This window comes from Phytoactinopolyspora limicola, from assembly GCF_011320225.1.
GTDB classification, from domain to species: Bacteria; Actinomycetota; Actinomycetes; order Jiangellales; family Jiangellaceae; genus Phytoactinopolyspora; species Phytoactinopolyspora limicola.
The window spans coordinates 112,819-137,989 of the sequence record NZ_JAAOEN010000008.1 but is presented as its reverse complement, the minus strand read 5'-3'; the positions used below and the strand labels follow the sequence as shown (position 1 = coordinate 137,989).

The following is a 25,171-nucleotide window of genomic DNA, read 5'->3' as shown; positions in this document are numbered from 1 at the left end:
TCACCTTCTCTCTGTTTGGTTAATGCGAGAACGGCCACGCTTTCCAGTAGTTGCGTGCCCTGACCCACAGGCCGTAGAGGCCGCGTGGCTCCAACACCAGGAACAGCACGATCAGCGCGCCGAACAGCATCGTCTGAAGCTGGAAAACGGAGAAGACGCCGGTACCCGGGCTGGTGGAGATGAATGGGACGACGTCGGCGAGCTCCGACACCAAGCGGGGCATGAGCACGACGAACATCGCTCCGAGAATGGAACCGCTGATGGTGGCGATCCCGCCGATCAGGATGACGGCGAGGAAGTCGATGGAAAGGAACAGGTTCCAGCTGGTGGGCGTGACCCGCCCGATCACCAGCACCAGCAATGCACCGGCGATACCGGCGTAGAACGACGAGATGGTGAACGCCAGCGTTTTGGTGCGGCGCAGCGAGACCCCCATGACGGCGGCGGCGACGTCGCGGTCCCGGACGGCGGCGAAGGCCCGGCCGAGCTTGGACCGGGTGAGGTTGCGCGCCGCGATAGCCATCACTAGGAAGATCGCGAAGCAGACGAAGTAGAAGACGTCTTCACGGGACAGGATGTAGCCGAAGAGGTGGTACCGGCCGCTGAGGTCGACGCCGAACAGTACCGGCTCGGCCGGCGCCCGGCCCACACCCGCTCCCCCGGTGATCGAGCGTGCTTCCTTGAAGACGTGTTCCCCGATGAACACGAGACCAAGGGTGAGGATGGCCAAGTACAACCCCCGCACCCGGGCCGCCAGCGGCGCCACCACCAGCCCCACGACGGCTGGCACGATCCCGGCCAGGGGCAACCAGATGGCCATGTCCAGGCCGAGGCCAACCACCCGGTCGGTGCTCTCGCCGCCGAACACTGCGGCCGTGTAGGCGCCCAGTCCCATGAAGAACGCGTGTCCCAGCGACACCTGGCCGGCGTAACCGGTGATCAGGTTGAGCCCGATCCCGCCGATGGCGAAGATGAACACCGTCGTCAGCAGGCTGGTCAGGTCGCGGCTGAGCAGGAACGGAAGCACCAGCACCGCGGCCACCAGGGCCAACGTCCAGGCGCGTTTGGCCGGGGTGTTCCAGATCGCCTGATCAGCCGCGTACGACGTGTACAGCTGCGGCCGCCCGCGGACCCGGCTCCGCGGCCGTCGCCGTGCGCCGTCACCGCCACCACCACCGCCGCTAGGCACGTCCGCACCACCGCGCGCCGCGCCGTCCACCTGCAGGCTCATACCCGCTCCACCTCCCGGGTGCCGAACAGGCCGTACGGCCGGAACACCAGCACGATGATCATGATCACATAGGGGACGACGACGTCGAAGTTCGCGCCGAGCCAGGCCGCGTATTGCGGCTGATACGTCCGGGTCAGCGCCTCGGCTACCCCGATGAACAGGCCCGCATAGACCGCCCCTTTGATGGAGTCGAGGCCTCCCACGATGATCACCGGGAGTGCCTTCAACGCGACCAGAGCCACCACGGCCTCGAACCCGCCGGCCGCGGTGCCGATGAGCATGCCGGCCAGGGCCGCTAGAGCCGCCGAGATGGCCCACGCGAGGCCGAAGATCCGACCGACGTTGACGCCCTGGGCGAGTGCGACCTCCTGGTCCATGGAGGTCGCGCGCATGGCCAGCCCCAGCCGCGACCGGGTCAGGAACAGACCGACGATCGCGATCGCGAAGAGCGAGATGACGATCTTGGCCAGGTCTACCTGCGCGACGCTCACCCCGAACAGCGATGCCCGCTCCAGCCCCCACGGGTCGCCGACGGTACGCACCTGGGCGCCGATCAGCCGGTGCGCGACGACGAACAACACGATGAACACACCCACGGTGACCATGGCGGCCGCGAATGGCTGCTTGCCCACCATGGGCCGCAACGCCACCCGCTCCGTAGCCAGTCCGATCACGGCCAGCACGGCCATGGCGGCGAGCACCGCCAGCGGGAACGGCACCCCAACACTCGTCGCGAACACCGAGGTGAAGTACGCCCCGAGGATCATCAGCGCCGGCTGCGCGAAGTTGATCACCCCGGTGGCCCGGTAGATGATCACGAAGCCGACGGCGAGCAGCGCGTAGGTGCTGCCGATGCCCAGCCCGCGGATCAGCCCGGAGGAGATCAGCTCGGTCATGCCGGCACCTCCGAGCTGGCCGGAGTGTGCACCTGAGCGAGGTCGCCGCCGGCGAACTTGGTGGTGCCGCCGTACATGTCGTCGATCAGGTCGCCGAACCGGTCGTGCAATGTCGCCCGCTTCACCTTCTGCGTCGCGGTCAACTCCCCGTCGTCGTGATCGAGTTCTTTGGGGAAGGTGCGGAACTTACGGACCTGCTCCACCCGGGCGAAGTCGGCGTTGACCTGTTTGATCACACCCTGGATGAGCTCGAGGACCTCCCGTTTCTCGATCAGGTCCCGATACGTGGTGTACGTGAGGCGGCGCCGCTGGGCCCAGTTTCCGACCGTTTCCAGCTCGATACCGATCAGCGCGGTGAGGTACGGCTGGCGATCGCCCACCACCACCGCCTCCTTGATGAACGGCGACGTCTTGAGCGCGTTCTCGATCTCCGACGGGGCGATGTTCTTGCCACCCGCGGTGATGATCACGTCTTTGATCCGGTCGACGATCTTCAGATGGGTGCCGTCGACCCATTCACCGACGTCGCCGGTGCGCAACCACCCGTCGGCGTCGAGCACCTCGACGGTCTTGTCGGGTTTGTTCCAGTAGCCGGCGAAGTTGCCCGGATGCCGGGTCATGATCTCCCCGGTGTCGTCGTCGAGGCGTACCTCGGTTCCCTCATGGGCTTCGCCGACGGTGCCGAGTTTCACCCGCGCACCCCGGTTGCCGGTGGCGACGGCGGAGTTCTCCGTCATGCCGTACGCCTCCCGGATGACAACACCGATGCCGAAGAAGAACCGCAACACCTCGGGCGCGATCGGCGCCGCACCCGAACCGCAGGCGCGAACCTTGCGCAGCCCGATCCGGTCCCGCAGGGCGCGGAACAGCAGCGGATATCCCAGCGCATACAGCAGTTTGGCGCGCACCGAGCGGCGCCCCTCGTGCCGCACGATGTCGTCGGCGATCCGGTCGGCCAGCGCCCGGCCCACCCGATAGGCCAGCCGTTTCACCCGCGACGCCGAACTCATCCGGATCTGGATCCCGGCGTGGATCTTCTCCCAGATGCGCGGGACTCCGAAGAAGAGGGTCGGCTGGACCTCACGCAGGTTGGCCACCACGGTGTCGATCGACTCGGCGAAGTGCACCGTCGTCCCGGCCGCCGCGTTCACCCAGATCGTCGCCGCGCGCTCGACGACGTGACACAGCGGCAGGTAGGACAACGTCACGTCGCTCTCGCGCGGTGCCGGGTCGTACAGCCCTGGTCCGCCGCCGAGCACGTCGGTGGCGAACGAGACGTTGCGGACGGTGAGCATGGCCCCTTTGGGTGGCCCCGTGGTGCCCGACGTGTAGATGAGGGTGACGACGTCGTCCGGGCCGGCCGCCGCCGTGGCGTCGTCGAGCAGCGTCGGGTGCTCAGCTTGATGTGCCCGGCCACGTTCGATGAAGTCCGGCCAATGCAGCAGCTTCGGGTTGGTGTATTCGCGCACCCCGCGCGGCTCCAGGTAGACGATCCATTCCAGGTCGGGACACTGATCTTCCACCGCTAGCGCTTTGTCGACCTGCTCCTGATCTTCGGCGATCAGGACCCGGGCACCGGAGTCGCGCAGCAGGTAGGCCACCTCGGCTGGTGGGTTGGTGGAGTACAGCCCGACGCTGATCGCCCGGATCGCCACACAGCCGACGTCGGTGTAGAGCCATTCGGGGCGGTTCTCGGAGTGGATCCCGACCCGGTCGCCCGCACCGACGCCGAGCGCCGCCAGCCCGTGGGCGACGAGTTGTGCGTTGTCCCAATACTCCCGCCAGGTGATGTCTTGCCAGATGCCGAACCGCTTCTCCCGCAGGCAGACCCGGTCCGGCTGGCGGTCCGCCCACGTGCGGATCCGGTGCGGGATGGTGCGCCAGGTCTCGCCGGTGGTGGCCGCCGTGGTGTTCATGACGCCTCGCCCAGGTACGCCTTGATGACCGCGGGGTCGCTCTGCACCTGTCCCGGCGGCCCCAGGGCAATGTGCTGCCCGAAGTCGAGAACCAGTACTCGATCGGCGATGTCCATCACCAGCCCCATGTCGTGCTCGACCATGATCATGGTGACGCCGAGCTCGGTGCGGATGTCGAGGATGAACCGGGCCATGTCCTCGGTCTCCTCCACGTTCATGCCGGCCACGGGCTCGTCGAGGAGCAGCAGGCGCGGCGCCATCGCCAGCGCCCGGCCCAGCTCGACCCGCTTCTTCAGCCCGTACGGCAACATCCCGACCAGGCTGCGCCGGATCGCCTCGATCTCCAGGAAGTCGATGATGTCCTCGACGACGCGGCGGTTCTCGATCTCGGAGCGTTTGGCCCGGCCGGCATACACGAGGGCGGACAACGTGCCGTACCGCAGGTGCTGATGCCGGCCGAGCATGAGGTTCTCCAGCACCGTCAGGTTCTCGAACAGCTCGATGTTCTGGAACATCCGGGCCATCCCGAGCCGGGCGATGTTATCGGGCCGCCGCCCCCGCAGCTCCTCGCCGCCGAACCTCATGCTGCCGGCCTGTGGCCGGTACACCCCGGACAGGCAGTTGAAGATCGAGGTTTTGCCCGCGCCGTTCGGGCCGATCACGGCGAACAACTCGCCCGGATCGACACTGAAGCTCACCTGATCGATCGCGGTCATGCCGCCGAAGCGCAGCGTCAGGTCAGCGACCTCGAGCAATGGAGCATCAGTCACGACAACCACCTCTTCCGGCGCTTGTAGTGTTTGATGTCGCGGAACGAGACCGCCCCTTCGTCGGCGAGGCCGAGGTAGAACTCGCGGATGTCGTCGTCGGCTCGCAGCTCCTCGGCTGGTTTATCCATGACGATCTTGCCCGTTTCCAGCACATAGCCGTGGCGGGCCACCGACAGCGCCATGGCGGCGTTCTGCTCCACCAGCAGCACAGCGGTGCCCTGCTCGTTGATCTCCACGATCAGCTCTTTGATCTGTTGCACCATCCGCGGAGCGAGACCGAGGCTCGGCTCGTCGAGCAGCAGGTACCGGGGTTGAGCCATGAGCGCGCGCCCGATGGCGAGCATCTGTTGCTCGCCGCCGGAGAGGTAACCCGCCACCTGGGTGCGCCGCTGGGCCAGCACCGGAAACAGTCCGTACACCCGCTCGAGGCCGGCACCGACGGCGTCCCGTGCGGCCGTGTGCGCTCCGATGCGCAGGTTCTCCTCGACGGTGAGTTCGGCGAGGATCCGCCGGCCCTCCATGACCTGCCCGATGCCGGCCGCGACCGTGCCCGGAGCGTCGAGGTGGTCGATGCGCATGCCATCCAAGGTCACCCGGCCTCGGGTGATCGAGCCGCGGTGGATGTCGAGCAGGCCGGTGATAGCCCGCAACACCGTCGTCTTTCCAGCACCGTTGGCCCCGAGTAACGCCACGATTTCGCCGCTGGGAATCTCGAGCGTGACACTCTTGAGAACGAGGATGACGTCCTCGTAGACGACGTCGAGATTCTCGACTGCGAGCACTCTGCCCCCGTTTCGTCGCCCTACCGGTTGTCACCCGCCGGCAGGCGTCACTAGACGTGATCGACTAGCTCCGCCCGCTGTGCCGTGTAGGTTTCCTACTCGCCAGTAGGTTGCGGTGTCAATGCTTGTTACGCAGATGTGGCCGCAGGCGGAGATTCTGTGATGTGGGCCAGGACCTTGGCGAGCTGACCTGGGCAGCCCAGTCGACCTTGATCACGTGCGACTTTCTCCCCACATCGGGGGTGTAACTCGCACATGATCAAGTAACGACGCGAGAACGTGCCCTCACGAACGCCCGAGCCAACGACGACGTACTCAGCGCCGGCGATCGCGCGACCACTTGAAGTGGACGAAGATCCGCCCGAAGTTGTCAGAGTCCTTCTCCACGCGGTGATACAGCTCTTTGATCTCCTTCTGCTGGAGGAACCGGAGCACCCGCTTCTTCAGCTGCCCCGACCCCTTGCCAGGGATGATCTCGACAACCTTGATCCGCTTCGACACGGCTTCGTCGATGACGGCCCGCAACTGGCGGTCGATCTCGTCGCCGCGGTTGTAGACGTCGTGTAGGTCGAGTTTGAGCTTCACCTCAAGCATCGTCACCTGCACCAGCCGCGTTGCGCAAGCCGCCAAGCGCCCAACTGGTCCGGACCAGCCCATGTTAGGCGACGATCAGAGCCGCAAATCCACCGGGCCACGACACCCGAGCGCACAGCGCTGGTCGCGGATTTCGGACATCAGCGAAACCTCCTCTGAAACCGGTTTCTGGCCGGGCGGAAAAACCCGCCGTGCCGAATGCTTGACGCTCCCGTGATAAACGCGTAACACTGGGTTGCGTAGTGCAGAACGGTTTCTTATTAAGCAACCCGCCTGCATTCACCAGCACATTTACATCAAGAGAGCGGGGCGCCCTGCGCCCACATCACGTCATCCGAACCCCTCCTACACCTACGTCCACGCTGCGCCGAAGGGGGCGACATGACCGACCTGCTCGGGCCACAGTTCACGGAGACAGCGGTCACCGCACCGCCGGCCCACACCCCACACGCAACACCGGCCGGCCCCTCGCCGGCCCCGCAGATCCTGCTCTACCCACGGCTGCGCAAGTCGCCGTACTTCTGGAAGTCGCGGGCCCACGGCGTAGCGATGTACAGCGTCTACAACCACACGTACCACCCGCGTCACTACGGCGACCCGGTTGCCGAGTACTGGCACCTGCTCAGCGACGTCACTCTGTGGGACGTCGGCGTCGAGCGCCAGCTGGAGATCTCCGGTCCGGACGCCTTCGAGTTCACCAACTACCTGGTCCCCCGCGACCTCAACAAGTGCGCCGTGGGCCAATGCAAGTACGTGTTCATCACCGCCCCCGACGGCGGCATCATCAATGACCCGATCCTACTGCGGGTCGAGGAGAACCGGTTCTGGCTCTCCCTGGCCGACAGCGACGTACGCCTCTGGGCGCTCGGCCTGGCCCACGCCGGCCGCTGGAACGTCGAGATCAAAGAGGTCGACGTCGCGCCGGTGCAGGTCCAGGGACCGAAGTCGAAGGACGTGATGGTCGACCTGTTCGGACCGTCGATCCTCGACATCCGGTACTACGACCTGCACAACTACACCCTCGACGGCATGGACGTCGTGGTCAGCCGGACCGGCTACACCAGCGAGGTCGGCTACGAGATCTACCTCTACAACGCCACCGAGAACGCCGCTCGCCTGTGGGACGCGGTGTGGCAGGCTGGCCAGCCACATGACCTGCGGGTCATCGGACCGTGCCACATCCGCCGGATCGAAGGCGGCATGCTTGCCTACGGCTGCGACATCACACTCGACACCAACCCCATGGAGGTCGGGTACGACTACCGCTGGATGGTCGATCTCGACCAGGAAGCGGACTTCGTCGGCAAGCAGGCACTCCAACGTGTCCGCGACACCGGTGTATCCCGCCTGATGGTGGGGCTGGAGATCGACGGCGACCCGCTGGGTTCGTTCAACGACGGATCGATGATCGAGCCGTTCCCGGTGCTCTCCCCGTCGGCCACCCACCGCGAGGTGATGGGCACGGTCACCAGCGCCTGCCACTCGCCGCGGATGGAACGCAACATCGGCCTGGCGATGGTGCCGATGGAGTTCACCGCCCTCGGCACCAACGTCGTCGTCGAGACGCCGTCGGGGCTTCGCGGCGGCGTGGTGGTGGAGAAGCCGTTCATCGATCCAACCAAACGCACTCCGAGGTCGTGACCGGGCGGCGCGAGCAGGTGGTGATACACCATGAGGCACCACATCCCCGGACCACGCCCCGACCGGCAGCGCCGCCGGATGTTGCTCGACACCGCGCGCTTCGAGATTCTGCCGCTGCCCGGCGGCGCACCGAACCTCGGCGGCCTGCCGCGCGGCGCGACGGTCACCGTCACCGCCTCACCCCGGCTTGGTGTGCAGGCCACCGTCGATCTCGCGGCCGCACTCGCGGAGAGCGGATTCACCGCCGTTCCCCACTTGGCGGCTCGCCGGTTCACCGGTGAGGACGAACTCGACGCGGCGCTGCGCCGATTTCACGACGCCGGCGTACGAGAGGTGTTCGTCGTCGGCGGCGACACCACTACCCCGGCCGGCCCGTTCGTCGACGGCCTGAGCCTGCTGAAGGCCATCGACAGCGCCGGATACCGGTTCGACCGGATCGGTGTGCCCTCCTACCCGGAGGGCCATCCGACCATCGACGACGACACCCTCTGGTCCGCTCTCGCGTCGAAGCAGCACTACGCCACCTACACCGTGACTCAGATGTGTTTCGACGGCCGGGCGGTCACCCGGTTCATCCGGGCCGCCCGGGTACGTGGCATCACCTTGCCCGTCGTCGCGGGGATGCCTGGTGTCGTCGCGCCGGCCAAACTCCTCCGGGTGGGCCTGCGCATCGGGGTGGGCGACTCCCTCCGGTTCGTGCGCGGGCATCAGTCAGTGGCCAAGCGGCTCCTGCGCCCGCTCGGCTACCGGCCGGACACCCTGATGCGGCAACTGGCCGCCGACCAGCAGGTGACGGGACTGCACTTCTACACGTTCAACGAGATCGCCGCGACGCTGCGCTGGTTGGAGCAGCAACGCCGGTCCACCACAAGAGAGGAGGTGGCCTCCAATGACCATGCCGTCTGACCTGGACATCTCGCGTAGTGCCGTCACCCTGCCGCTCGATCAGGTCGCCGCCGGGATGGGCATCGGCGACCACCTCATCGAACCCTACGGCCGGGCCGTCGCCAAGGTTTCCCTCGACACCATCGGCGCGGTGGCGCATCGGCCGCGGGGCCGCTACGTCGTCGTCACCGCCATCACCCCCACCCCGCTCGGCGAGGGCAAAACCACAACAACCGTCGGTCTCGGCCAGGCGTTCGGGGTGCTGGGGCAGCGTGGTGTGATCGCCATCCGGCAGCCGTCGATGGGGCCGACGTTCGGTATCAAAGGCGGCGCCGCGGGCGGCGGGTACGCCCAGGTGGTCCCCATGGAGGCGCTCAACCTCCACCTCACCGGCGACATGCACGCGGTCACTGCCGCTCACAACCTGCTGGCCGCCATGGTGGACAACCACCTGTTCCAGGGCAACCGGCTAGGTATCGACCCGCAGACGGTGACGTGGCGCCGGGTGTTAGACGTCAACGACCGCGACCTGCGCCAGATCGTCACCGGGCTGGGCCCCCGGGCCGACGGGAGCCCCCGGCAGACCGGCTTCGACATCACCGCCGCCAGCGAGGTCATGGCGGTGCTGGCGTTGTCGGCGTCGCTGCAAGATCTGCGGGAACGGCTCGCTCGGATCGTCGTCGCCTACAGCTACGACGGGGAGCCGGTCACCGCCGAGATGCTACGTGCGGCCGGGGCGATGACGGTGATCCTGCGGGAGGCGATCAAACCGAACCTGATGCAGACCGCCGAACGCACGCCGGTCCTGGTGCACTGTGGCCCGTTCGGCAACATCGCCCACGGCAACTCGTCGATCATCGCCGACCGGATCGGCATCCACGCCGGCGACTACCTGATCACCGAAGCCGGTTTCGGCGCGGACATGGGTGCCGAACGGTTCTTCAACATCAAATGCCGGATATCGGGGCTGGTGCCGGATGCCGCCGTCATCGTGGCGACGGTGCGCGCGCTGAAGGCGCATTCCGGGAGGTACACGGTCAAGGCCGGCCGGCCGCTGCCTGAGGAGTTGCTGGAAGAGAACCCGGCCGACGTCTTCGCGGGAGCGGCCAACCTGCGCCGGCAGATCGCCAACGTCCGGCTCCATGGAGTAACACCCGTGGTTGCGGTGAACGCCTTCCCCACCGATCACCCGAGCGAGCGGCAGGCCATCCTCGACGTCGCCGCGGAGGAGGGCGCCCGCGCGGCGGTCAGCACCCATTTCACCGAGGGCGGCAAAGGTGCGGTACATCTGGCCGAGGCGGTTGCCGAGGCGTGTGCGGAACCGTCGGACTTCCGCTTCTTGTACGACGACGACCTGCCGCTGATCGGCAAGATCGACACGGTCGCCCGCGGCGTGTACGGCGCCGACGGCATCGACGTCGCCCCGGCCGCGCAGCGCCAGCTCGACACGTACGAGCGGCTCGGATTCGGGTCGCTTCCGGTCTGCATCGCCAAGACGCACCTGTCGCTGTCGGCCGATCCGGCGCTGAAAGGGGCACCCCGTGGCTGGCGGCTGCCGGTGCGAGAGGTGCGTGCCTCCGTCGGCGCCGGGTTCATCTACCCGATCTGCGGCGACATGCGCACCATGCCCGGCCTTTCGTCGGCTCCGGCCGCCGAACGTATCGACATCGACGCTCACGGCAACATCGTCGGCTTGACATAACCGTCCAAACACCCGGAGGGAGGACGTCGACATGACCTCGACCACCCTGCCAGAACGCGCCGACGTGGTAGTGATCGGTGCCGGTATCGTCGGCAACTCTCTCACCTACCACCTGGCCGAACGCGGCTGGCGCAGCATCGTGCTGTTGGACAAAGGCCCGTTGCCCGACCCCGGGGGCTCCACCGGGCACGCGTCGAACTTCATCTTCCCGGTGGATCACTCGAAAGAGATCACCGCGCTGACGCTGGACTCGATGCGGCAATACGAGAAGCTCGGCGTGCTCACCACCTGCGGCGGCATCGAGATCGCCCGGACCACCGAACGGGAGGAAGAGCTGCGACGACGGATGTCGTCCGCGACCGCCTGGGGGATCGACGCCGAACTGATCAGCGCCGCACGCGCCGTCGAGCTGGTGCCGTTCATGAGCCGCGACGTCATCCGGAGCGCGTTCTGGACCCCGTCGGTCGCCGTCGTCGATCCGCTGCAGGCCGGTGTGCTGATGCGGGAGCAGGCCGCGGCGATGACCGAGCTCACCGTGTCGGCGAATACCGAGGTGCTCGACATCCAGACCGCCGGCGGCCGGGTCCGCAAGGTGATCACCGACCGGGGTGACATCGAAGCCGGAGCCGTCGTCATCGCCTGCGGCGTGTGGAGCCCGCGGATCGCCCGGATGGCCGGGGCGAGCATCCCGTTGACCCCGGCGGTGCACCAGATGATCGACGTCGGCCCGATCCCTGAGCTGGCCGAGACCGGCGTGGAAATCGCCTACCCCATCGTGCGCGACATGGACCCGTTCATGTACGAACGGCAGAGCGGCGCCGACCTCGAGATCGGCTCCTACGCCCACCGCCCCATCCTGCACGATCCGGACGACATCCCGTCACTGGCGGCCGCCCAGCTCTCCCCCACCCAGCTGCCGTTCACCCACGACGACTTCGACCCGCAGATGGAGGATGCGCTGGAGTTGTTCGGCCCCATCCTCGACCGGGAAGACGTCGGGGTCCGGCACGCCATCAACGGACTGTTGTCGCTGACGCCGGACGGCGGACCACTACTGGGTGAAACCCCCGAGGTGCGTGGCCTGTGGTCGGCCGCCGCGGTGTGGATCAAGGAGGGCCCCGGCGTCGGCCGGGCACTCGCCGACTGGATGACCGACGGCGCCACCGAGATCGACCTGCACGGCGCCGACATCACCCGTTTCTACCCGCACCAACGCAGCCGCGCCCACGTCCGTGCCCGCACGTCGGAAGGGTTCAACAAGACCTACGGCATCGTCCACCCGCGTGAGCAGTGGGCATCGTCGCGCCAGCAACGGCTGTCCCCGTTCTACTCCCGCGAGCAAGAGCTGGGGGCGGAGTTCTTCGAGGTAGGCGGCTGGGAGCGGCCCCAGTGGTACAACTCGAACGCGGATCTCGTCGACGAGTTCGGGGTAGCCGACCGGCCACACGAGTGGGACCGACGCTGGTGGTCCCCCATCGTCAACGCCGAACATCTGGCCATGCGGGCCCGCGGCGCCATGATCGACCTGACCGCGTTCGCCCAGTTCGAGGTGTTCGGGCCGAGCGTCGTCGACTACCTACAACGGATGATCGTCGGGCAGGCCGACCGGCCGGTCGGGCGGCTCATCTACACCCCCGTGCTCGGGCCCGGCGGCGGGTTCCGCAGCGACCTCACGGTGGTGCGGCTCGACGAGCACCGGTACCGGATCATCACCGGCGGCGCCGACGGCGCCCGCGACCGGGCCTGGTTCACCCGTCACCTGCCGGGCGACGGCTCGGTCGGATTCGTCGACCTCACGTCGGCGGTGTGCACGCTGGGCCTGTGGGGACCACGCGCCCGCGACGTGCTCGCCGAGGTGACCGAGGACGACGTCGGCGACGCGGCCTTCCCGTTCGCCACCGCGCGGCACCTCCACATCGGCACCGTGCCGGTGCTCGCGCTACGGGTCTCCTACGTTGGCGAACTCGGGTGGGAGCTACACGCCCCGTTCGAGCAGGGCGGCGCGGTCTGGGACGCGGTCGCCGAAGCCGGGCGCGCACACGGCATCGTCCCGGCCGGCATCGGTGTCTACGGCACCACCGGGCGGATCGAGAAGGGCTACCGGCTCATGGGTGCCGAACTGGACGGGGAATACAACCCGGTGGAGGCGGGGCTGGCCGCACGCCGGGTCAAGGAGGCGGACTTCATCGGCAAGGACGCCTACGTGCGGGCCCGGGAGCGGCCCCAGGCGGCGGCGATGTGCACCCTGACCGTCGACGACCACCACGACTCCACCGGGCGGCTGCGCTACCCCCAGGGCGGCGAACCCATCCTGACTCTGGACCGGACCAGGATCACCGACCGGCTGGGCCGACCGTCGTACGTCACCACTGCCGGGGCCGGCCCGTCGGTGGGTGCGTACCTGCTGATGGCGTATCTACCCGTCGAACACGCGGTAGAGGGCACGTCGTTGCTGGTGCAGTACATGGGTGAGTACTACCCGGTCACCGTCGCCCGCACCGACCGCACTCCCCTCTTCGACCCGGACGACTCCCGCATGAAGGGGTGAGGTGAGTGGCCATGCGGATTCTGGTGTGCGTGAAGCGGGTGCCCGCCTCCGGTGGTGCTCCGCAGCTGAACGCCGACGGTCTCGACGTCCGGCACCTCGCCTTCACCGTCAGTCCGCACGAGGAGTGCGCCATCGAGGAGGCCGTGCGGCTCGTCGCCGAACATGGCGGCAGCGTCACGGTCCTGACCGTCGGGCCGGTCGAGGCCGACGAGCAGCTGCGCTACGCCATCTCCATGGGCGCCGACGACGGCGTACTCGTCGACACCGGCACCGGCGAGCTGGACCCGCAGGCCACCGCGGCGGTGATCGTCGACGCCGTTGGTGACCTCGAGACGGCCGCCGGACCATTCGACCTGATGTTCTTCGGCAACGAGTCACCCGACGCCGGCCACTACCAGGTGGGCGTCCGGGTCGCGGTGGCAACCGGGCGGCCCATGGTAGGTGGGGTCAAAGGTATCGAGGTGGACCCCGGCTTGTCTCGGGTGAGGCTGCGCCGGGACGTCCCGGCCGGGGTCGAAGTCTACGAGACGCCGCTGCCCGCTGCCGTCGCGGTGAAGGAAGGGCTGAACCTCCCGCGGTATCCGAGCATGCGTGGCCGGCTACGTGCCCGCAAGGCCTCGGCAACCGTGGTGCGCGCGGCGGTGTCGGCCGGTGGGCTGCGCAAGGTGAGGTTGCGGCTACCTGAGGAGAAGCAGTCGGAGACGGTGCTCCTCGGACATGGCGCGGCCGCCGCACCGGCCGTCGTCGACGTTCTCCAGGAGTTGGAGGTGCTGTGACGGGCGTGGCACGCCAGGGCGCTCCACAAAGCCGGCATTTCGGGCGCGCTGGCAACACTTCAACGTGCCACGCACTGCATTTCAACGTGCCACGCACTCTGGGGAGAGGTGAACAACGATGGTGCTCGCATTCGTCGACCTCGACGCGGGATCGCTGACGCCGTCGGCGACGGAGACCCTGACCCTCGCGAGGGAACTCGCGAGCACTCGTGGCGAGCCCCTGCGGGCGATGACGTTCGACGATTCCGGCCGGCACGATGACGCACCGACCGCGGCCGAGCTGACCACCTATGGGGTGGTGCGCTGGTTCCGCGTCGCGCACCCGCTGCTCGATGCCTACTCCCCCGAGTTGTGGGGTGCAGCGTCGGCTCAGCTGGTCCGCACGCTGGCCCCGTCCGCGGTGGTCGCGAGCGCCGGTGATCGCACCACCGAGGTCATGGCGCAGACCGCGGCGCGGCTGGATCTACCCCTGGCCGCCAATTGCACCACCATCACGGCCACCGCCAGTGGCGACGAGTGGCGGCTCACCCGAGTCCGCAACGGTGGCATGCTGCTCGAGGACGCTGAACTCGTCGCGTCGACAGCGCTGTTCACGGTGGCCGCCGGAGCGATCGAGCCCGCACCGGCCAGCGTCGTCGGAGACCTGACGACGGAAACCTTCAGCCCGGTTCTTGACGACACCCTCCCCCATGCCCGGGTCATCGAACGCACCACCCGTGGCGACGGCGTCACGCTCGCCTCGGCCCGCGTGGTGGTGTCCGGCGGACGAGGAGTGGGCGGCGCCGACGGGTTCGCCCCGCTGGAGGAGCTGGCGGAGCTGGTCGGAGGCGCCGTCGGATGCTCCCGGGTGGCGACGAACAACGGGTGGCGCCCACACCGCGACCAAGTGGGCCAGACCGGGACCAAGGTGAATCCCGACCTGTACATCGCCTGCGGCATCAGCGGCGCCACCCAGCATTGGGTGGGGTGTATGGGGGCCAAACACATCCTGGCGATCAACACCGATCCGGACGCGCCGCTGGTCAGCCGCGCGACGTACGCCGTCATCGGCGACGTCGGCGAGGTGGTGCCCGCGGTGGTCGCCGAGATCCGCCGCCGAACCCCGAGCCCACTCCCCCTCCCCGCCCCGGGTGTTGGGGCGGATGGGCACGACGGGGACCGCCCCGATCTGTAGACTCGCGCCGTGTGGAGTCAACCAGACACGGCCGGGCAACCGGTCACGTTCAATCCGTAGAACGCGCCATTGCCATCCTCGAATACCTAGCCCGGGCCGATTGGGCGGGTGTCACGGATGTCGGCAACGCCCTCGGAGTCCACAAATCAACGGCGTTTCGCCTGCTCAACACCCTTGAAAGCCGCGGACTGGTAGAGCAGCACATCCAGAGCGGCAAGTACCGCCTCGGCTTTGGCCTCGTGCACCTCGCGCACGCCGTCACCGTCGGCCCCGACGTCACCCGCCAGGCTCAACCAGGATGTGAGTGGCTGGCCCGGCAGAGCGAAGAGACAGTCACACTGTCAGTCCTCGAAGGTAACGAATCGGTGACCATCGATCAGATCCTGTCTACCTCTACCGTGGCCAGCCGCAGCTGGCTCGGCCGGCGGACCCCGCTCCACTGCACCTCGCCGGGGAAGGTGTTTCTCGCCGGCCTCGACGACGCCGAGCGCGAGTCCATCATCGCCGGACCTCACGAGCGTTATACCGACCACACCATCGTCGACCCCAACCAGCTGGCCGAGGAGATCGACCGGGTCCGGGCCGACGGCTACGCCACCAGCAGCGAAGAGTTCGAGGAAGGGCTGAGTGCCGCTGCCGCCCCGGTATACGCCGCCGACGGCTCGGTGATCGCGGCGATCGGCCTGTCCGGTCCGTCATACCGGCTTGAGGGTGAACAGATGGCCCAGGCCGCTCCGCTCGTACGGCAGGCCGCCGAGATGGCCTCAGCCGGGGTGACTCCCCCGTCCGACGAGCCGGCCGAGAACGACAACAACGGGTAGCGCCTAGACGGCGGCGCCCTTACCGCTGAGCGGCTCAGGGGTGTTCGCGCGCTGGATGCCAGGCCGGCAGCTGCCCTGGATCACGCGGATACAATTCTTGGTCGCGACGGACGAGGTCGACCTCACGCGGACCCCAGTGACCGAACGGCGGCTGGGAGAAGTCATACAGCGGGGCGATCAGCCCGTCCCGGCGCATCCTGATGATGGCGTTGTACCAGGCGCCACGGCCGCCGGGGCGATCCGCTTGATACATGGAGCGGCGCAATTCGAGACATGCCGCGGCGAACTCCGGGCTGATCGCCGGAAAGAAGAACTCACTGTGCCAGGCCGACTCATCTCGCATCCCAGCGTCGCCACCGCACGGACGTCGTCCGCCGCCGATGTGACGTGAAGAATCACGGTGTCCCACGGATCCGGCAGCTGAGTCAGTCACACATAGCCGCCCCGTAGCAGGGGGTCATCGGCATCCAGGTCTGGCTCGTCTACGTCGAGACGCGGAAGCGGAGCACCGTCGTCGTCAGTGGTCGGCCAGGTATCGGCACCGGTAGCCTCCGCCATGACCTGCCGCACCTGCCGGAGCATGTCTTCCTCGTCGAGCTGCTGTTCACCCGATTCGATCGAACTCCGTGCGCGGCTCATCGGCTCGCCTGGCTCGCTCATGTTCGTATTACCTCGCATGACCAACACTACGCCTATGGCGGCGGGGTGGCGCGACCCCACATCATTTGTGGTGGGTGACGGCAGAGTTTCCGCGGCTCGCGCTTTTCGGTATAGTAAGCAATTCGCGTCAGAATTTAAAGAATTGCAGAATTAGAAATACGCGAGAGAGGAATTACTATTAACAATAGTGAGCGGCGGCGCCTTCTGTCAAATGACGCCGGTCATTCAGCTTCGGATCCGGTCACGGAGGAGCAGCAGTACGTTTCGTTGCTCTACGACCGCCTCGACCAGCTCCGCACCCGCACCACCGAACGCCTGGCCGAGCTGTACAAACAGCAGGGGTTCAACCACCAAGCGGTGTGGGAACGGGAAGCCTTCGTCGATCGTGAGGTCGAACGCCTCGAGCGGCTCCTCTCCGTCGACCGGGGACTGTGTTTCGGCCGGTTGGACACCCGAGACCACGCCGTCTCGCACATCGGACGGATCGCGCTGGCCGACGACGAGTACAACCCGCTGCTGATCGACTGGCGGGCCCCGGCGGCCGAACCGTTCTACCGCGCCACCGCGGCCAACCCGGGCGAGATCGCCCGGCGGCGGCATATCCGGATCCGCCAGCGAGTCGTCACCGGCGTGGACGACGAAGTCTTCGCCGAAACCTTCGCCGAAACCGCCAGGTCTACCGGAACCGGCGCGCTCAGCGGGGAAGCCGCCCTACTCGCCACGCTCGGCGAACACCGCACCGGACGGATGTCCGACATCGTCGCCACCATCCAGGCCGAACAGGACCGCATCATCCGCTCCCCACTCGGTGGCGTCCTCGTCGTGCAAGGCGGCCCCGGCACGGGCAAGACGGTGGCCGCGCTCCATCGCGCCGCCTATCTCCTCTACACCCACCGCGACCATCTAGAACGCAGTGGCGTCCTGGTGCTCGGCCCCAACGCCACGTTCATGCGCTACATCGAGCAGGTGCTGCCGTCGCTGGGCGAGACCGGGGTGACGCTGACGACGGTCGGCCGGCTGCTCCCCGGCGTCGAAGCTCAGCGTCGTGAACCCGACCACACCGCGATCCTCAAAGGCGATCTGCGGATGGCGTCGGTGGTGGCCGCCGCTGTGCGGCACCACCAACGTGTGCCCCGCTCCCCCGTCCCACTCCACGTCGACGGAACCGCCCTCATTCTCGAGCCGGACGCCGTGCGGACCGCCCGTACCCGTGCTCGACGGACCCGACGGGCGCACAACGAGGCCCGGGCGACGTTCTCCCGCGAGATCCGCACCGTGCTGGCCCGCCAGTATCTCGAACGCTCCGGTCAGGTGGCCGACGACGAAGACGTCACCGACGCCAGGGCCGACCTGGCCGGTGAACCCGACGTGCAGGCGGTCATCGACGACCTGTGGCCAGTGTTGTCGCCGACGCAGCTTCTCACCCGCCTGTTCACCACCCCACGCCTGCTCGCGACCGCACGGACCCTCGACGAACCCGAACGTGCCGCCCTGCACCAACCCGAATACTCCCGTGGTGACGACGTGTGGTCCGAGGCCGACATTCCGCTGCTGGACGAGGCCGCCGATCTACTCGGCGAACCTCCGGATGAGGCCGCACTCGCCGCGGCCCGGCGAGAAGCGCAGGAGCGGCAGGCCGAGGCGCGGTTCGCTCAGGAGATGCTGACCGGTCTCGACCTCGGGTTCCCGGTCGACGCCGCCCAAGTGGCCGAACGCTACCGCGGCGCGACAGCCACCGCCGCCGTCGCCGAACGAGCCGGCGCTGACCGCCATTGGGCCTACGGTCATGTGATCGTCGACGAAGCCCAGGAGTTGTCGCCGATGGCCTGGCGCATGGTGGTGCGGCGGGTGCCGAACAAATCCATGACCGTCGTCGGTGACATCGCGCAGACCACGGCCGCCGCAGGCGCACACTCCTGGGCCGACGTGCTCGACCCACATGTACCCGGCCGGTGGCGGCAGGAGACGCTGACGGTGAACTACCGCACCCCGGCGGAGGTGATGGAGCTAGCCGCCGACGTCCTGCACACCATCAACTCCGACCTCGAGCCGCCGACGTCGGTGCGTTCCACCGGCATCTACCCGCAGGCCAGTCAGGTTCCGGCCGAGAAACTGGCCGACCAAGTGGCGGCCGCCGTCGCGGCTGATATCGATGCCGACCATGATGGCCGGCTCGCGGTCATCACACCTCGCTCGCTAGCTGGCGAACTCCATCGGATGTTGGACACGACGATCGGGGCGACCGTTGCGCTTGGCACCGACGACCCCAGCGCACTCGACGCCCGCGCCGCCGTCCTGACGGTGGAACAGGCGAAGGGGTTGGAATTCGACACGGTGATCGTGGTCGAGCCGGGTGAGATCGTGGCCGAGTCCGCGCGGGGCGCCACCGACCTCTACGTCGCACTGACCCGCCCTACCCAGCGGCTCGACATCATCCACAGCGGCGATCTCCCCACCCCCCTCACCCGGGTGTGCACCTGATCTCCGTTTTGACGCCTGATCGTTTTCATGGCGACGATCAGGTGCGTCGGTGGTGACGACGGCCAGTGGCGACGCGCGGTTGCCGCACCTGATCGTCTCCACGATGTGGGACGCTTGGCGATCAGATGCGCCAACCGTCGCATGGCGTCCGGTAGTGCATCTGATCGCGTCGCAATGGGCGCTACGTGGACGCGCAGGGCGCACGGGTGCCCGCCAACGGACGAGGGCAGCACCGTCGGACGAAGGCCTGGTGCGCTGGCCGCTTGTTGCCGTGGGTGAAATGTCGCAGTTGTGGAGGCGGTCAACGCACCAACCCAGGTCCTGGCACACCGGGCTACCCCGGCAAGCCCCGGACAACCCCCTGGAGTAGTCGGCACCGGCACCCCGCCACATCCGCCCCGCAGGCCACCGCCACATCCGCATAGCACGGTGCCGCCTCGACACGATCAGATGCGCTACCAGACGCCATGCGACGGTTCACGCATCTGATCGCCAACCGTCCCACATCGTGGAGACGATCAGGCGCGGCAACCGCGCGTCGACACTGCCCGTCGCCACCACCGACGCACCTGATCGTCGCCATGAAAACGATCAGGCGTCAAAACGAAGATCAGGTGCACAACGCGGGAGGGGCGTCGCGGGCCAGGGCGACGAGGCGGCTCACCGCGCGGTGGTACTTCTTGCGGTATCCCCCGGTCAACAGCTCCGGCGCGAACAGCCGGTCCAGCCGCACTCCGCTGGCGACCACCGGGACCTCACGGTCGTAGAGGCGGTCGGCCAACACCACTAGACGCAGTGCGACGTTCTGGTCGGCCACGGTTGTCACACCGGTCAGGTACACCTGCCGCACCCCGTCCAGCATCGGCCCATACCGGGACGGATGCACCTGGGCCAGGTGGTCGCAGAGCGTGCTGAAGTCGTCCAGCGTCGACCCAGCCGTGTTGGCGGCGCGCGCAGCGACGGAGTCGTCGCCCGGCGGTTCCGGCGCCGCGGGCAGGCCTCGGTGCCGGTAGTCCTCGCCGTCCACTCGTACCACGGTGAACCGCGCCGCGAGTGCCTGGATCTCGCGGAGGAAGTCGGCGGCGGCGAAACGTCCCTCTCCCAGCTTGTCGGGCAGCGTGTTGCTTGTGGCGGCCAGCCGCACACCGGCTTCGGTCAGCCGGTTCAGCAGGGTGGACACCAACACGGTGTCGCCGGGGTCGTCGAGTTCGAACTCGTCGATGCACACCAGTCGACGCCTCGACAATGCGTCGACCGTCGCTGCGAACCCGAGTGCACCAACCAGGTGGGTCAACTCGACGAACGTACAGAACGTCTTCTGTTCGGCTGGAAGGTCAGCGGCATGCCAGAGTGACGCGAGCAAGTGGGTCTTCCCCACCCCGAACCCACCATCGACGTACATACCGGGCCGGCTGATGTCGGCGGATCGGGCCGGGCCAGACCCGCGTCCACGTCGTCGCCACCACCGGACTGACGACCCACCGACGTCGACGACGGCCCCGGCGAAGGACCGCAGCGCGACAACTGCTTCGTTCTGTGAGGGCTGGGAGGGGTCGGGAATATAGGTGTCGAAGCTGACCGCGGCGAACCGCGGCGGTGGCACCATCTCGGCGATCAGACGGGATGCCGGAACCTCCGGGCGTCGGCTCACCAGCTGATCGGGCACGGTTGACAGGATAGGCCGTCCACCATGGCGTGGTGGTACGGGTGCGGGCCGCCACCCCGCACCACCCCGCACCAAGCCGCACCACCTCGACACGCCCGCCCCGGCACCACTGCAACACCGACGGTCACGTCCCCGTTCTGGTGGAATCGGGGTATGCGCCTGATCTACCCGCCCCGCGGTTCCGCGATGGACCCGGATGCCGATCTCACCCGGCCGGACCGCTTGGCCGCGGCCTACGGATATCCGGACGTCGACGGGCGCCACGTATGGCTGCGAGCCAACATGGTCAGCAGCATCGACGGTGCTGCGCAGGGCCACGATGGCCGTTCCGGAACCTTATCCTCCCCGGCTGACCAGCATGTTCTTGCGTTGTTGCGGGCGCTGGCCGACGTGGTGCTCGTTGGCGCCGGAACCGCCCGTGCCGAGCGCTACGGCCCGGCCGAACCCAACCCACGGTTCGCCGGGCTGCGCGCGGGCCGCTCGGCCTCGCCGCCGATGGCCGTCGTCAGCCGCAGACTGGACCTGCATCCGGCGTCGCCCCTGTTCACGCGCGCCGAAGAGCTGACCGGCTCACCGCAACGCACCATCGTGTTCACCGTCGACGCGGCGCCTACCGATCGGCGCTCCGCGCTGGCCGAGGTCGCCGACGTGATCGTCGCCGGCGACACCGACATCGATCTTCCCGCCGCGATGGCGCACCTGGCCGAGCGGGGCCTGCCGCGGGTGCTGTGTGAGGGCGGGCCACAACTGCTGGCCCACGTGGTACAGGCCGGTGTGCTCGACGAACTCTGCTACACCATGACACCCATGCTCGCTGGCGGCTACGCCACCCACATCCTCGACGGTGCCCCCGTCGACGGCAGCCCGTGGAGGCTTGCCCATGTGATCGAAGCAGACGGCACGCTGCTGACCCGGTGGCTGGCGCCGTCCGGCTAACCGCGCCGCTGGTCGGCCTGTGTGTCTTCCTCGGCTTCGACGACGAGTTCCTCGCTCCACAGCCGCCGCATCTCGGGGCAGTCGCGGAGTAGTTCCGGCAGGGGCCCGACGCCGACGACCCGGCCGCGGTCGAGAATCACCACCTGATCGGCGCGTTCGAGGGCGGCCCGGCGGTGTGACACCACCAGCAGTGCTGCCGGTCCGTGTCCGGCACCGGTGGCCGTGCCGATGCGGTTCCAGAGCCGTCGTTCGGTTTCGACGTCCAATGCCGACGACAAGTCGTCCACCACCAGCAGATCAGGACGGCGCACCAGCGCCCGCGCCGCCGTGGCCCGTTGCACTTGACCACCGGACAGGCGCACTCCACGCGAACCCACCACGGTGTCCATACCTTCGGGCATCGCGGCGACGTCGTCGTCGAAGACGGCCAACTCGATAGCCGCCTCGACACTATCCGGAGGTGCCGGCCAGCCCAGCAGGAGGTTCTCGCGCAGCGATTCGGAGAACAACCGCGGCACCTGGCCGGCGTAGGCCACCCGGTCCGGCACGAGGAAGGTGCCCGGATCGTCGATGGGACGCCCGTTCCACGACACCGATCCGGCGTCGAGCGGCAGCAACCCGAGCAACGCACGGACGAGGGTGGTCTTGCCCGCTCCCACGGCCCCGGTGACCACGGTGAACGTGCCGCGTTTGAGGGTCAGGTCGACGTCGTGTAGACCACGTCCGGCATCGTCGTGCACCACGGTTAATCCCCGCGCCTCGAGAGTCTCGAGTGGGTCGGTGCGCTCCGGGGTGGTGGTCATCGCCGGCGGCGGGTCCGAGTGGAACCAGAAACCGGCATGTTCGGAGAGGTGATCGGCGTCTTCGTGGTCAGCCATCAGCCGGCCCAGCCGCTCGGTGGCTACCGCACCCTGCGGTACCCGGTAGAGCATCCGGCCGAGCACCCGCGGGAGCATGGTCAACCAGCTCACGTAGCTGATGAACAAGGCGAAGTCACCTACGGTGAACTCACCCGTGCGCATCGCCGGGGCCGCCAGCAGCAGCACCAGACCAACACTCACCTCGACGGTGGCGCTCGTCGCGGTGTCGAGCATGTCCATAGCCAGCCGGTCCTTGACCGCGGCATCCCGGCGCCGACGGTTGTGCTCGCGAAGCCGGCGCAGGACGGCCTGCTCGGCGCCGGCGGTTTTGATGGCGAGGACCCCGGCGAACGTCTCTCCGATGTAGGCCGTCACGACCGCGCCGAGTTGCCGGGCCCGCCGGTGGATCCGCGCGATGACGACCCGCAGCATCCGGTTCAGCACGGCGATCACCGTGAGCGGGAGCACGAGCACGACGGTGATGACGGGATCGATGCTGGCCATGATGGCGAAGGCACCGGCGGCGAACAGGATGGCACCAATGAGGTCGACCAACTGGTCGGTCACCATCACTAGATCGTTGACGTCGTCTCTGAACCGGGCCACGGCCTCGCCGGAGGAATGCGGCAACCGGCTCTTCGCTGGCCCCCGTGCGGTGAGGATGGAGCGCAACGTGTTGGCCCGCAGGGTAGTGCCGGCCCCGTTCCACCAGTAGGCCCACAGCACTAGCGCCGACCAGAACAGCCCACCCCGCACCAGCTCCACCGCGACGAACGCCGCGCACAGCCACAACGCCGCGTCCAGCGATGCGGTCCGTTCACCGCTGATCGAGTCGAAGAGCGCCTGCAGTACGAGCCCGCTGAGCAGGGGTGCGACGAAGAGCAGCACCCACAACACACCGCCGCCGAGATACCGGGACGGGGTCACCATGGCCAGCCGTCCGATCACTAGCCACACCCCGCGCGGCCGGTTCATCGGGCCACCCCCGCGGCGTCGAGCTCGGCCCGTCGTCCATACTCCATGACCCGGCCATCGTCGACGACGGCGATCTTGTCGACCCGCGACAGCGACGACAACCGGTGGGCGATCAACACGCCGGTCCGCGCGGCCAGCAGGCGGTCGAGGGCGGCATCGATGCGCAGTTCGGTCGCGGGATCGAGCCGGCTGGACGCTTCGTCGAGCACGACCACGCCGGCGTTGGTGAGGAACGCGCGGGCGAAGGCGAGCAACTGCGCTTCCCCGGCGGAGACCCCTTCACCTTGTGGGCCGAGGACGGTGTCGAGACCGTCCGGCAGCGCATCGAGCCAGTCTTCCAGGCCGACCTCGGCGAGGACGGACCGCAGCCGATCATCGGAGTACCGGTCGGTGTTCGTCTCCGACATGGCGCCGTCGATGTCCGGCGGGACGTCGGCGCTCGCGTCTGGGCTTGCCGTGCTGTCGCTGGCCCGGAACAACGTCAGGTTGTCGCGCACGCTTGCCGCGAACAACTGCACGTCTTGGGTGACGACACAGACCCGCTGGTGCAGGTCGGCCAGGCCGACGTCGCGCAGGTCTACGCCGCCGACGCGCACCGAGCCGGCGGTAGGGTCGTACAGCCGTAGCACCATCCTGGCGATGGTGGTTTTGCCGCTGCCGGTGCGCCCGACCAGTCCGAGGGTCTCCCCCGGTGCCAGGTGGAGGTCGACGTCGGCCAGTATCTGCTCGTCGTCGTCCGGGTAGGCAAACGCGACCCCGTCCATGTCGATGCTGAGCGGACCGACCGGTGGCAACGGCTGTGGGTGTGCCGGCACCGGGAGTGTCCGCTGCTCCGCCAGCAGACCACCCACTCGCGACACCGCGGCCAGTGCCTTCTGATAGTTCTTCAACTGGTCGATGAGCCGCTCGAACGGGGCCCGCACCATCTGCATGTACTGAAACAGCAACACGGCGGTGCCAACGGTGAGAGTGCCGGCGTTGTGTCCCCACGCCGCCATGCCGAGAACCAGCGCGGTGCCGACGGCGAAGGCCACCGTGGTTCCGGCGTAAAGCCCACCGGCGATCCGCTCGGCTCGCAGATCGGCCCGGTAGAGTTCGGCGCTGCTCTGGTGCAATCGGTTGACGACGTGGTGGCCGGCGCCGTTGGCCCGGATGTCTTCCGCGCCGGCCAGCCGCTCCTCCAGCTGACCGAACAAGGCCGCGTGCCGCTGGCGCACGGTAGTGGCCGCGGGCACGGCCAGGCGTTGCGCCCGAACCATGCCAACCACCAGCGCTACGCAGTACACCAGCAATACGGCGCCGATCCGCGGGTCGACGGCGAACACCACGGCCACCACGCCGAACAGCAACAACACGCTGACCACGACGTCGAGCAGGAAGGCGACGACGAATTGTGCGATGGCGTCGACATCTCCGTCGACCCGCTCGATCATCTCGCCCGGTGTGCGCTGGCGGTGATACGCCATGTCGAGGCCGAGCGCGTGCGCCGCGAGTAGTTCACGTAGTCGGTTGGTGCCGTCCCAGGCCAGCCGGCTGGCCAGCCATGCGGTGAGCATCCGGGCGAGTTGACCGGCGACGGCGAACCCCAGATACCCGAGGGCGATGAAGGTCAACAGCCGGAGACCGTCGCCGGCCATCGCGCCGTCGACGAACCGCCGGGTGAACAGCGGCGCCACCAACGGCAGGACGGTAGCCGCCAGGACCGCGAGAACCAGCGCGAACATTGCCCGCCGGCCAGGGCGCAACGTCGAAAGGACCAGCCGGCGGGCGTCGGGATGGGAGGCGTCTAGCTGAGAGTTCATGATCGGAAAATCGATGCTACGTAGCCTTTCGAGGGCCGGCAACGGATTTTCCACC

At 68.0% G+C, this 25,171-nt stretch carries 20 protein-coding genes; 9 read left to right on the top strand and 11 right to left on the bottom strand.

All coding sequences use genetic code 11. The features are described 5' to 3' along the window. Positions 1-19 precede the first annotated feature (19 nt). From G8760_RS18860 to G8760_RS18835, 6 genes are all read right to left on the bottom strand, one after another. Positions 20-1,231 carry a branched-chain amino acid ABC transporter permease gene (locus G8760_RS18860; protein WP_166353996.1) on the bottom strand — a complete coding sequence of 404 codons (1,212 nt, stop codon included), beginning with the start codon at positions 1,229-1,231 and terminating at the stop codon, positions 20-22. Continuing rightward, entirely contained in the window at positions 1,228-2,127 is a 900-nt protein-coding gene (locus G8760_RS18855; protein ID WP_166353994.1) for a branched-chain amino acid ABC transporter permease, read from the bottom strand. The genes G8760_RS18860 and G8760_RS18855 overlap by 4 nt, the downstream gene beginning before the upstream one ends. Beyond that, entirely contained in the window at positions 2,124-4,043 is a 1,920-nt protein-coding gene (locus G8760_RS18850) for an AMP-dependent synthetase/ligase (protein ID WP_166353991.1), read from the bottom strand. Before G8760_RS18850 ends, G8760_RS18855 begins: the two co-directional genes overlap by 4 nt. Further along, positions 4,040-4,759 carry an ATP-binding cassette domain-containing protein gene (locus G8760_RS18845; RefSeq protein ID WP_166354196.1) on the bottom strand — a complete coding sequence of 240 codons (720 nt, stop codon included), beginning with the start codon at positions 4,757-4,759 and terminating at the stop codon, positions 4,040-4,042. Before G8760_RS18845 ends, G8760_RS18850 begins: the two co-directional genes overlap by 4 nt. 50 nt (positions 4,760-4,809) lie before the next feature. Next, on the bottom strand, positions 4,810-5,595 hold the full coding sequence (locus G8760_RS18840; RefSeq protein WP_166353989.1) for an ABC transporter ATP-binding protein: 786 nt from the start codon (positions 5,593-5,595) through the stop codon (positions 4,810-4,812). Positions 5,596-5,910: 315 nt separating this feature from the next. Further along, positions 5,911-6,180 (bottom strand): Smr/MutS family protein, encoded by a 270-nt coding sequence (locus tag G8760_RS18835; protein ID WP_166354194.1) that lies wholly within the window; start codon positions 6,178-6,180, stop codon positions 5,911-5,913. A gap of 390 nt (positions 6,181-6,570) precedes the next feature. Here G8760_RS18835 and G8760_RS18830 point away from each other — a divergent pair, with 390 nt between their 5' ends. From G8760_RS18830 to G8760_RS18800, 7 genes are all read left to right on the top strand, one after another. Next, the gene (locus G8760_RS18830; RefSeq protein ID WP_166353986.1) at positions 6,571-7,830 is read left to right on the top strand and encodes a glycine cleavage T C-terminal barrel domain-containing protein; all 1,260 of its coding nucleotides are present in this window, start codon (positions 6,571-6,573) and stop codon (positions 7,828-7,830) included. Between the two features lie 30 nt (positions 7,831-7,860). After that, a complete protein-coding gene (locus G8760_RS18825) occupies positions 7,861-8,736 on the top strand; it encodes a methylenetetrahydrofolate reductase (protein ID WP_166353984.1) in 876 nt (291 codons plus the stop codon). Continuing rightward, positions 8,720-10,417, top strand: coding sequence for a formate--tetrahydrofolate ligase (locus G8760_RS18820; RefSeq protein ID WP_207782499.1), 1,698 nt, complete (start codon positions 8,720-8,722; stop codon positions 10,415-10,417). Before G8760_RS18825 ends, G8760_RS18820 begins: the two co-directional genes overlap by 17 nt. A gap of 31 nt (positions 10,418-10,448) precedes the next feature. Further along, entirely contained in the window at positions 10,449-12,965 is a 2,517-nt protein-coding gene (locus G8760_RS18815; protein WP_166353982.1) for a GcvT family protein, read from the top strand. Positions 12,966-12,976: 11 nt separating this feature from the next. Further along, a complete protein-coding gene (locus G8760_RS18810) occupies positions 12,977-13,741 on the top strand; it encodes an electron transfer flavoprotein subunit beta/FixA family protein (RefSeq protein WP_166353981.1) in 765 nt (254 codons plus the stop codon). A 118-nt stretch (positions 13,742-13,859) separates the two neighbouring features. Continuing rightward, positions 13,860-14,915, top strand: a complete 1,056-nt coding sequence (locus tag G8760_RS18805) for an electron transfer flavoprotein subunit alpha/FixB family protein (protein ID WP_166353980.1) — start codon at positions 13,860-13,862, stop codon at positions 14,913-14,915. A gap of 11 nt (positions 14,916-14,926) precedes the next feature. Continuing rightward, positions 14,927-15,736, top strand: coding sequence for an IclR family transcriptional regulator (locus tag G8760_RS18800; protein ID WP_166353979.1), 810 nt, complete (start codon positions 14,927-14,929; stop codon positions 15,734-15,736). Positions 15,737-15,770: 34 nt separating this feature from the next. Here the strand turns inward: G8760_RS18800 and G8760_RS18795 are convergent, their stop codons facing one another. Both G8760_RS18795 and G8760_RS18790 read right to left on the bottom strand, forming a co-directional pair. Next, a complete protein-coding gene (locus G8760_RS18795) occupies positions 15,771-16,079 on the bottom strand; it encodes a hypothetical protein (RefSeq protein WP_166353978.1) in 309 nt (102 codons plus the stop codon). An 86-nt stretch (positions 16,080-16,165) separates the two neighbouring features. Further along, positions 16,166-16,396 carry a hypothetical protein gene (locus G8760_RS18790; RefSeq protein WP_166353977.1) on the bottom strand — a complete coding sequence of 77 codons (231 nt, stop codon included), beginning with the start codon at positions 16,394-16,396 and terminating at the stop codon, positions 16,166-16,168. 204 nt (positions 16,397-16,600) lie between these two features. Between G8760_RS18790 and G8760_RS18785 the strand changes: the two genes are divergently transcribed. Continuing rightward, entirely contained in the window at positions 16,601-18,877 is a 2,277-nt protein-coding gene (locus G8760_RS18785; RefSeq protein ID WP_166354190.1) for a HelD family protein, read from the top strand. A 610-nt stretch (positions 18,878-19,487) separates the two neighbouring features. Here G8760_RS18785 and zapE read toward each other — a convergent pair. Then, positions 19,488-20,543 (bottom strand): cell division protein ZapE, encoded by a 1,056-nt coding sequence (zapE, locus tag G8760_RS18780; protein ID WP_246222605.1) that lies wholly within the window; start codon positions 20,541-20,543, stop codon positions 19,488-19,490. 153 nt (positions 20,544-20,696) lie between these two features. Here zapE and G8760_RS18775 point away from each other — a divergent pair, with 153 nt between their 5' ends. Beyond that, the gene (locus tag G8760_RS18775; protein ID WP_207782497.1) at positions 20,697-21,479 is read left to right on the top strand and encodes a pyrimidine reductase family protein; all 783 of its coding nucleotides are present in this window, start codon (positions 20,697-20,699) and stop codon (positions 21,477-21,479) included. Here G8760_RS18775 and G8760_RS18770 read toward each other — a convergent pair. Both G8760_RS18770 and G8760_RS18765 read right to left on the bottom strand, forming a co-directional pair. Further along, on the bottom strand, positions 21,476-23,314 hold the full coding sequence (locus G8760_RS18770) for an ABC transporter ATP-binding protein (protein ID WP_207782496.1): 1,839 nt from the start codon (positions 23,312-23,314) through the stop codon (positions 21,476-21,478). The genes G8760_RS18775 and G8760_RS18770 overlap by 4 nt on opposite strands. Further along, positions 23,311-25,116: an ABC transporter ATP-binding protein gene (locus tag G8760_RS18765; protein WP_166353976.1), complete on the bottom strand. Its 1,806-nt coding sequence runs from the start codon at positions 25,114-25,116 to the stop codon at positions 23,311-23,313. Before G8760_RS18765 ends, G8760_RS18770 begins: the two co-directional genes overlap by 4 nt. Positions 25,117-25,171: the final 55 nt, after the last annotated feature.

Bases quoted from the DNA above. Each gene is read 5' to 3' on its own strand.
- G8760_RS18860 (WP_166353996.1), bottom strand. From the start codon at position 1,231: ATGAGCCTGCAGGTGGACGGCGCGGCGCGCGGTGGTGCGGACGTGCCT.
- G8760_RS18855 (WP_166353994.1), bottom strand. From the start codon at position 2,127: ATGACCGAGCTGATCTCCTCCGGGCTGATCCGCGGGCTGGGCATCGGC.
- G8760_RS18850 (WP_166353991.1), bottom strand. From the start codon at position 4,043: ATGAACACCACGGCGGCCACCACCGGCGAGACCTGGCGCACCATCCCG.
- G8760_RS18845 (WP_166354196.1), bottom strand. From the start codon at position 4,759: ATGACCGCGATCGATCAGGTGAGCTTCAGTGTCGATCCGGGCGAGTTG.
- G8760_RS18830 (WP_166353986.1), top strand. From the start codon at position 6,571: ATGACCGACCTGCTCGGGCCACAGTTCACGGAGACAGCGGTCACCGCA.
- G8760_RS18825 (WP_166353984.1), top strand. From the start codon at position 7,861: ATGAGGCACCACATCCCCGGACCACGCCCCGACCGGCAGCGCCGCCGG.
- G8760_RS18820 (WP_207782499.1), top strand. From the start codon at position 8,720: ATGACCATGCCGTCTGACCTGGACATCTCGCGTAGTGCCGTCACCCTG.
- G8760_RS18815 (WP_166353982.1), top strand. From the start codon at position 10,449: ATGACCTCGACCACCCTGCCAGAACGCGCCGACGTGGTAGTGATCGGT.
- G8760_RS18810 (WP_166353981.1), top strand. From the start codon at position 12,977: ATGCGGATTCTGGTGTGCGTGAAGCGGGTGCCCGCCTCCGGTGGTGCT.
- G8760_RS18805 (WP_166353980.1), top strand. From the start codon at position 13,860: ATGGTGCTCGCATTCGTCGACCTCGACGCGGGATCGCTGACGCCGTCG.
- G8760_RS18795 (WP_166353978.1), bottom strand. From the start codon at position 16,079: ATGCGAGATGAGTCGGCCTGGCACAGTGAGTTCTTCTTTCCGGCGATC.
- G8760_RS18790 (WP_166353977.1), bottom strand. From the start codon at position 16,396: ATGAGCGAGCCAGGCGAGCCGATGAGCCGCGCACGGAGTTCGATCGAA.
- G8760_RS18775 (WP_207782497.1), top strand. From the start codon at position 20,697: ATGCGCCTGATCTACCCGCCCCGCGGTTCCGCGATGGACCCGGATGCC.
- G8760_RS18770 (WP_207782496.1), bottom strand. From the start codon at position 23,314: ATGAACCGGCCGCGCGGGGTGTGGCTAGTGATCGGACGGCTGGCCATG.
- G8760_RS18765 (WP_166353976.1), bottom strand. From the start codon at position 25,116: ATGAACTCTCAGCTAGACGCCTCCCATCCCGACGCCCGCCGGCTGGTC.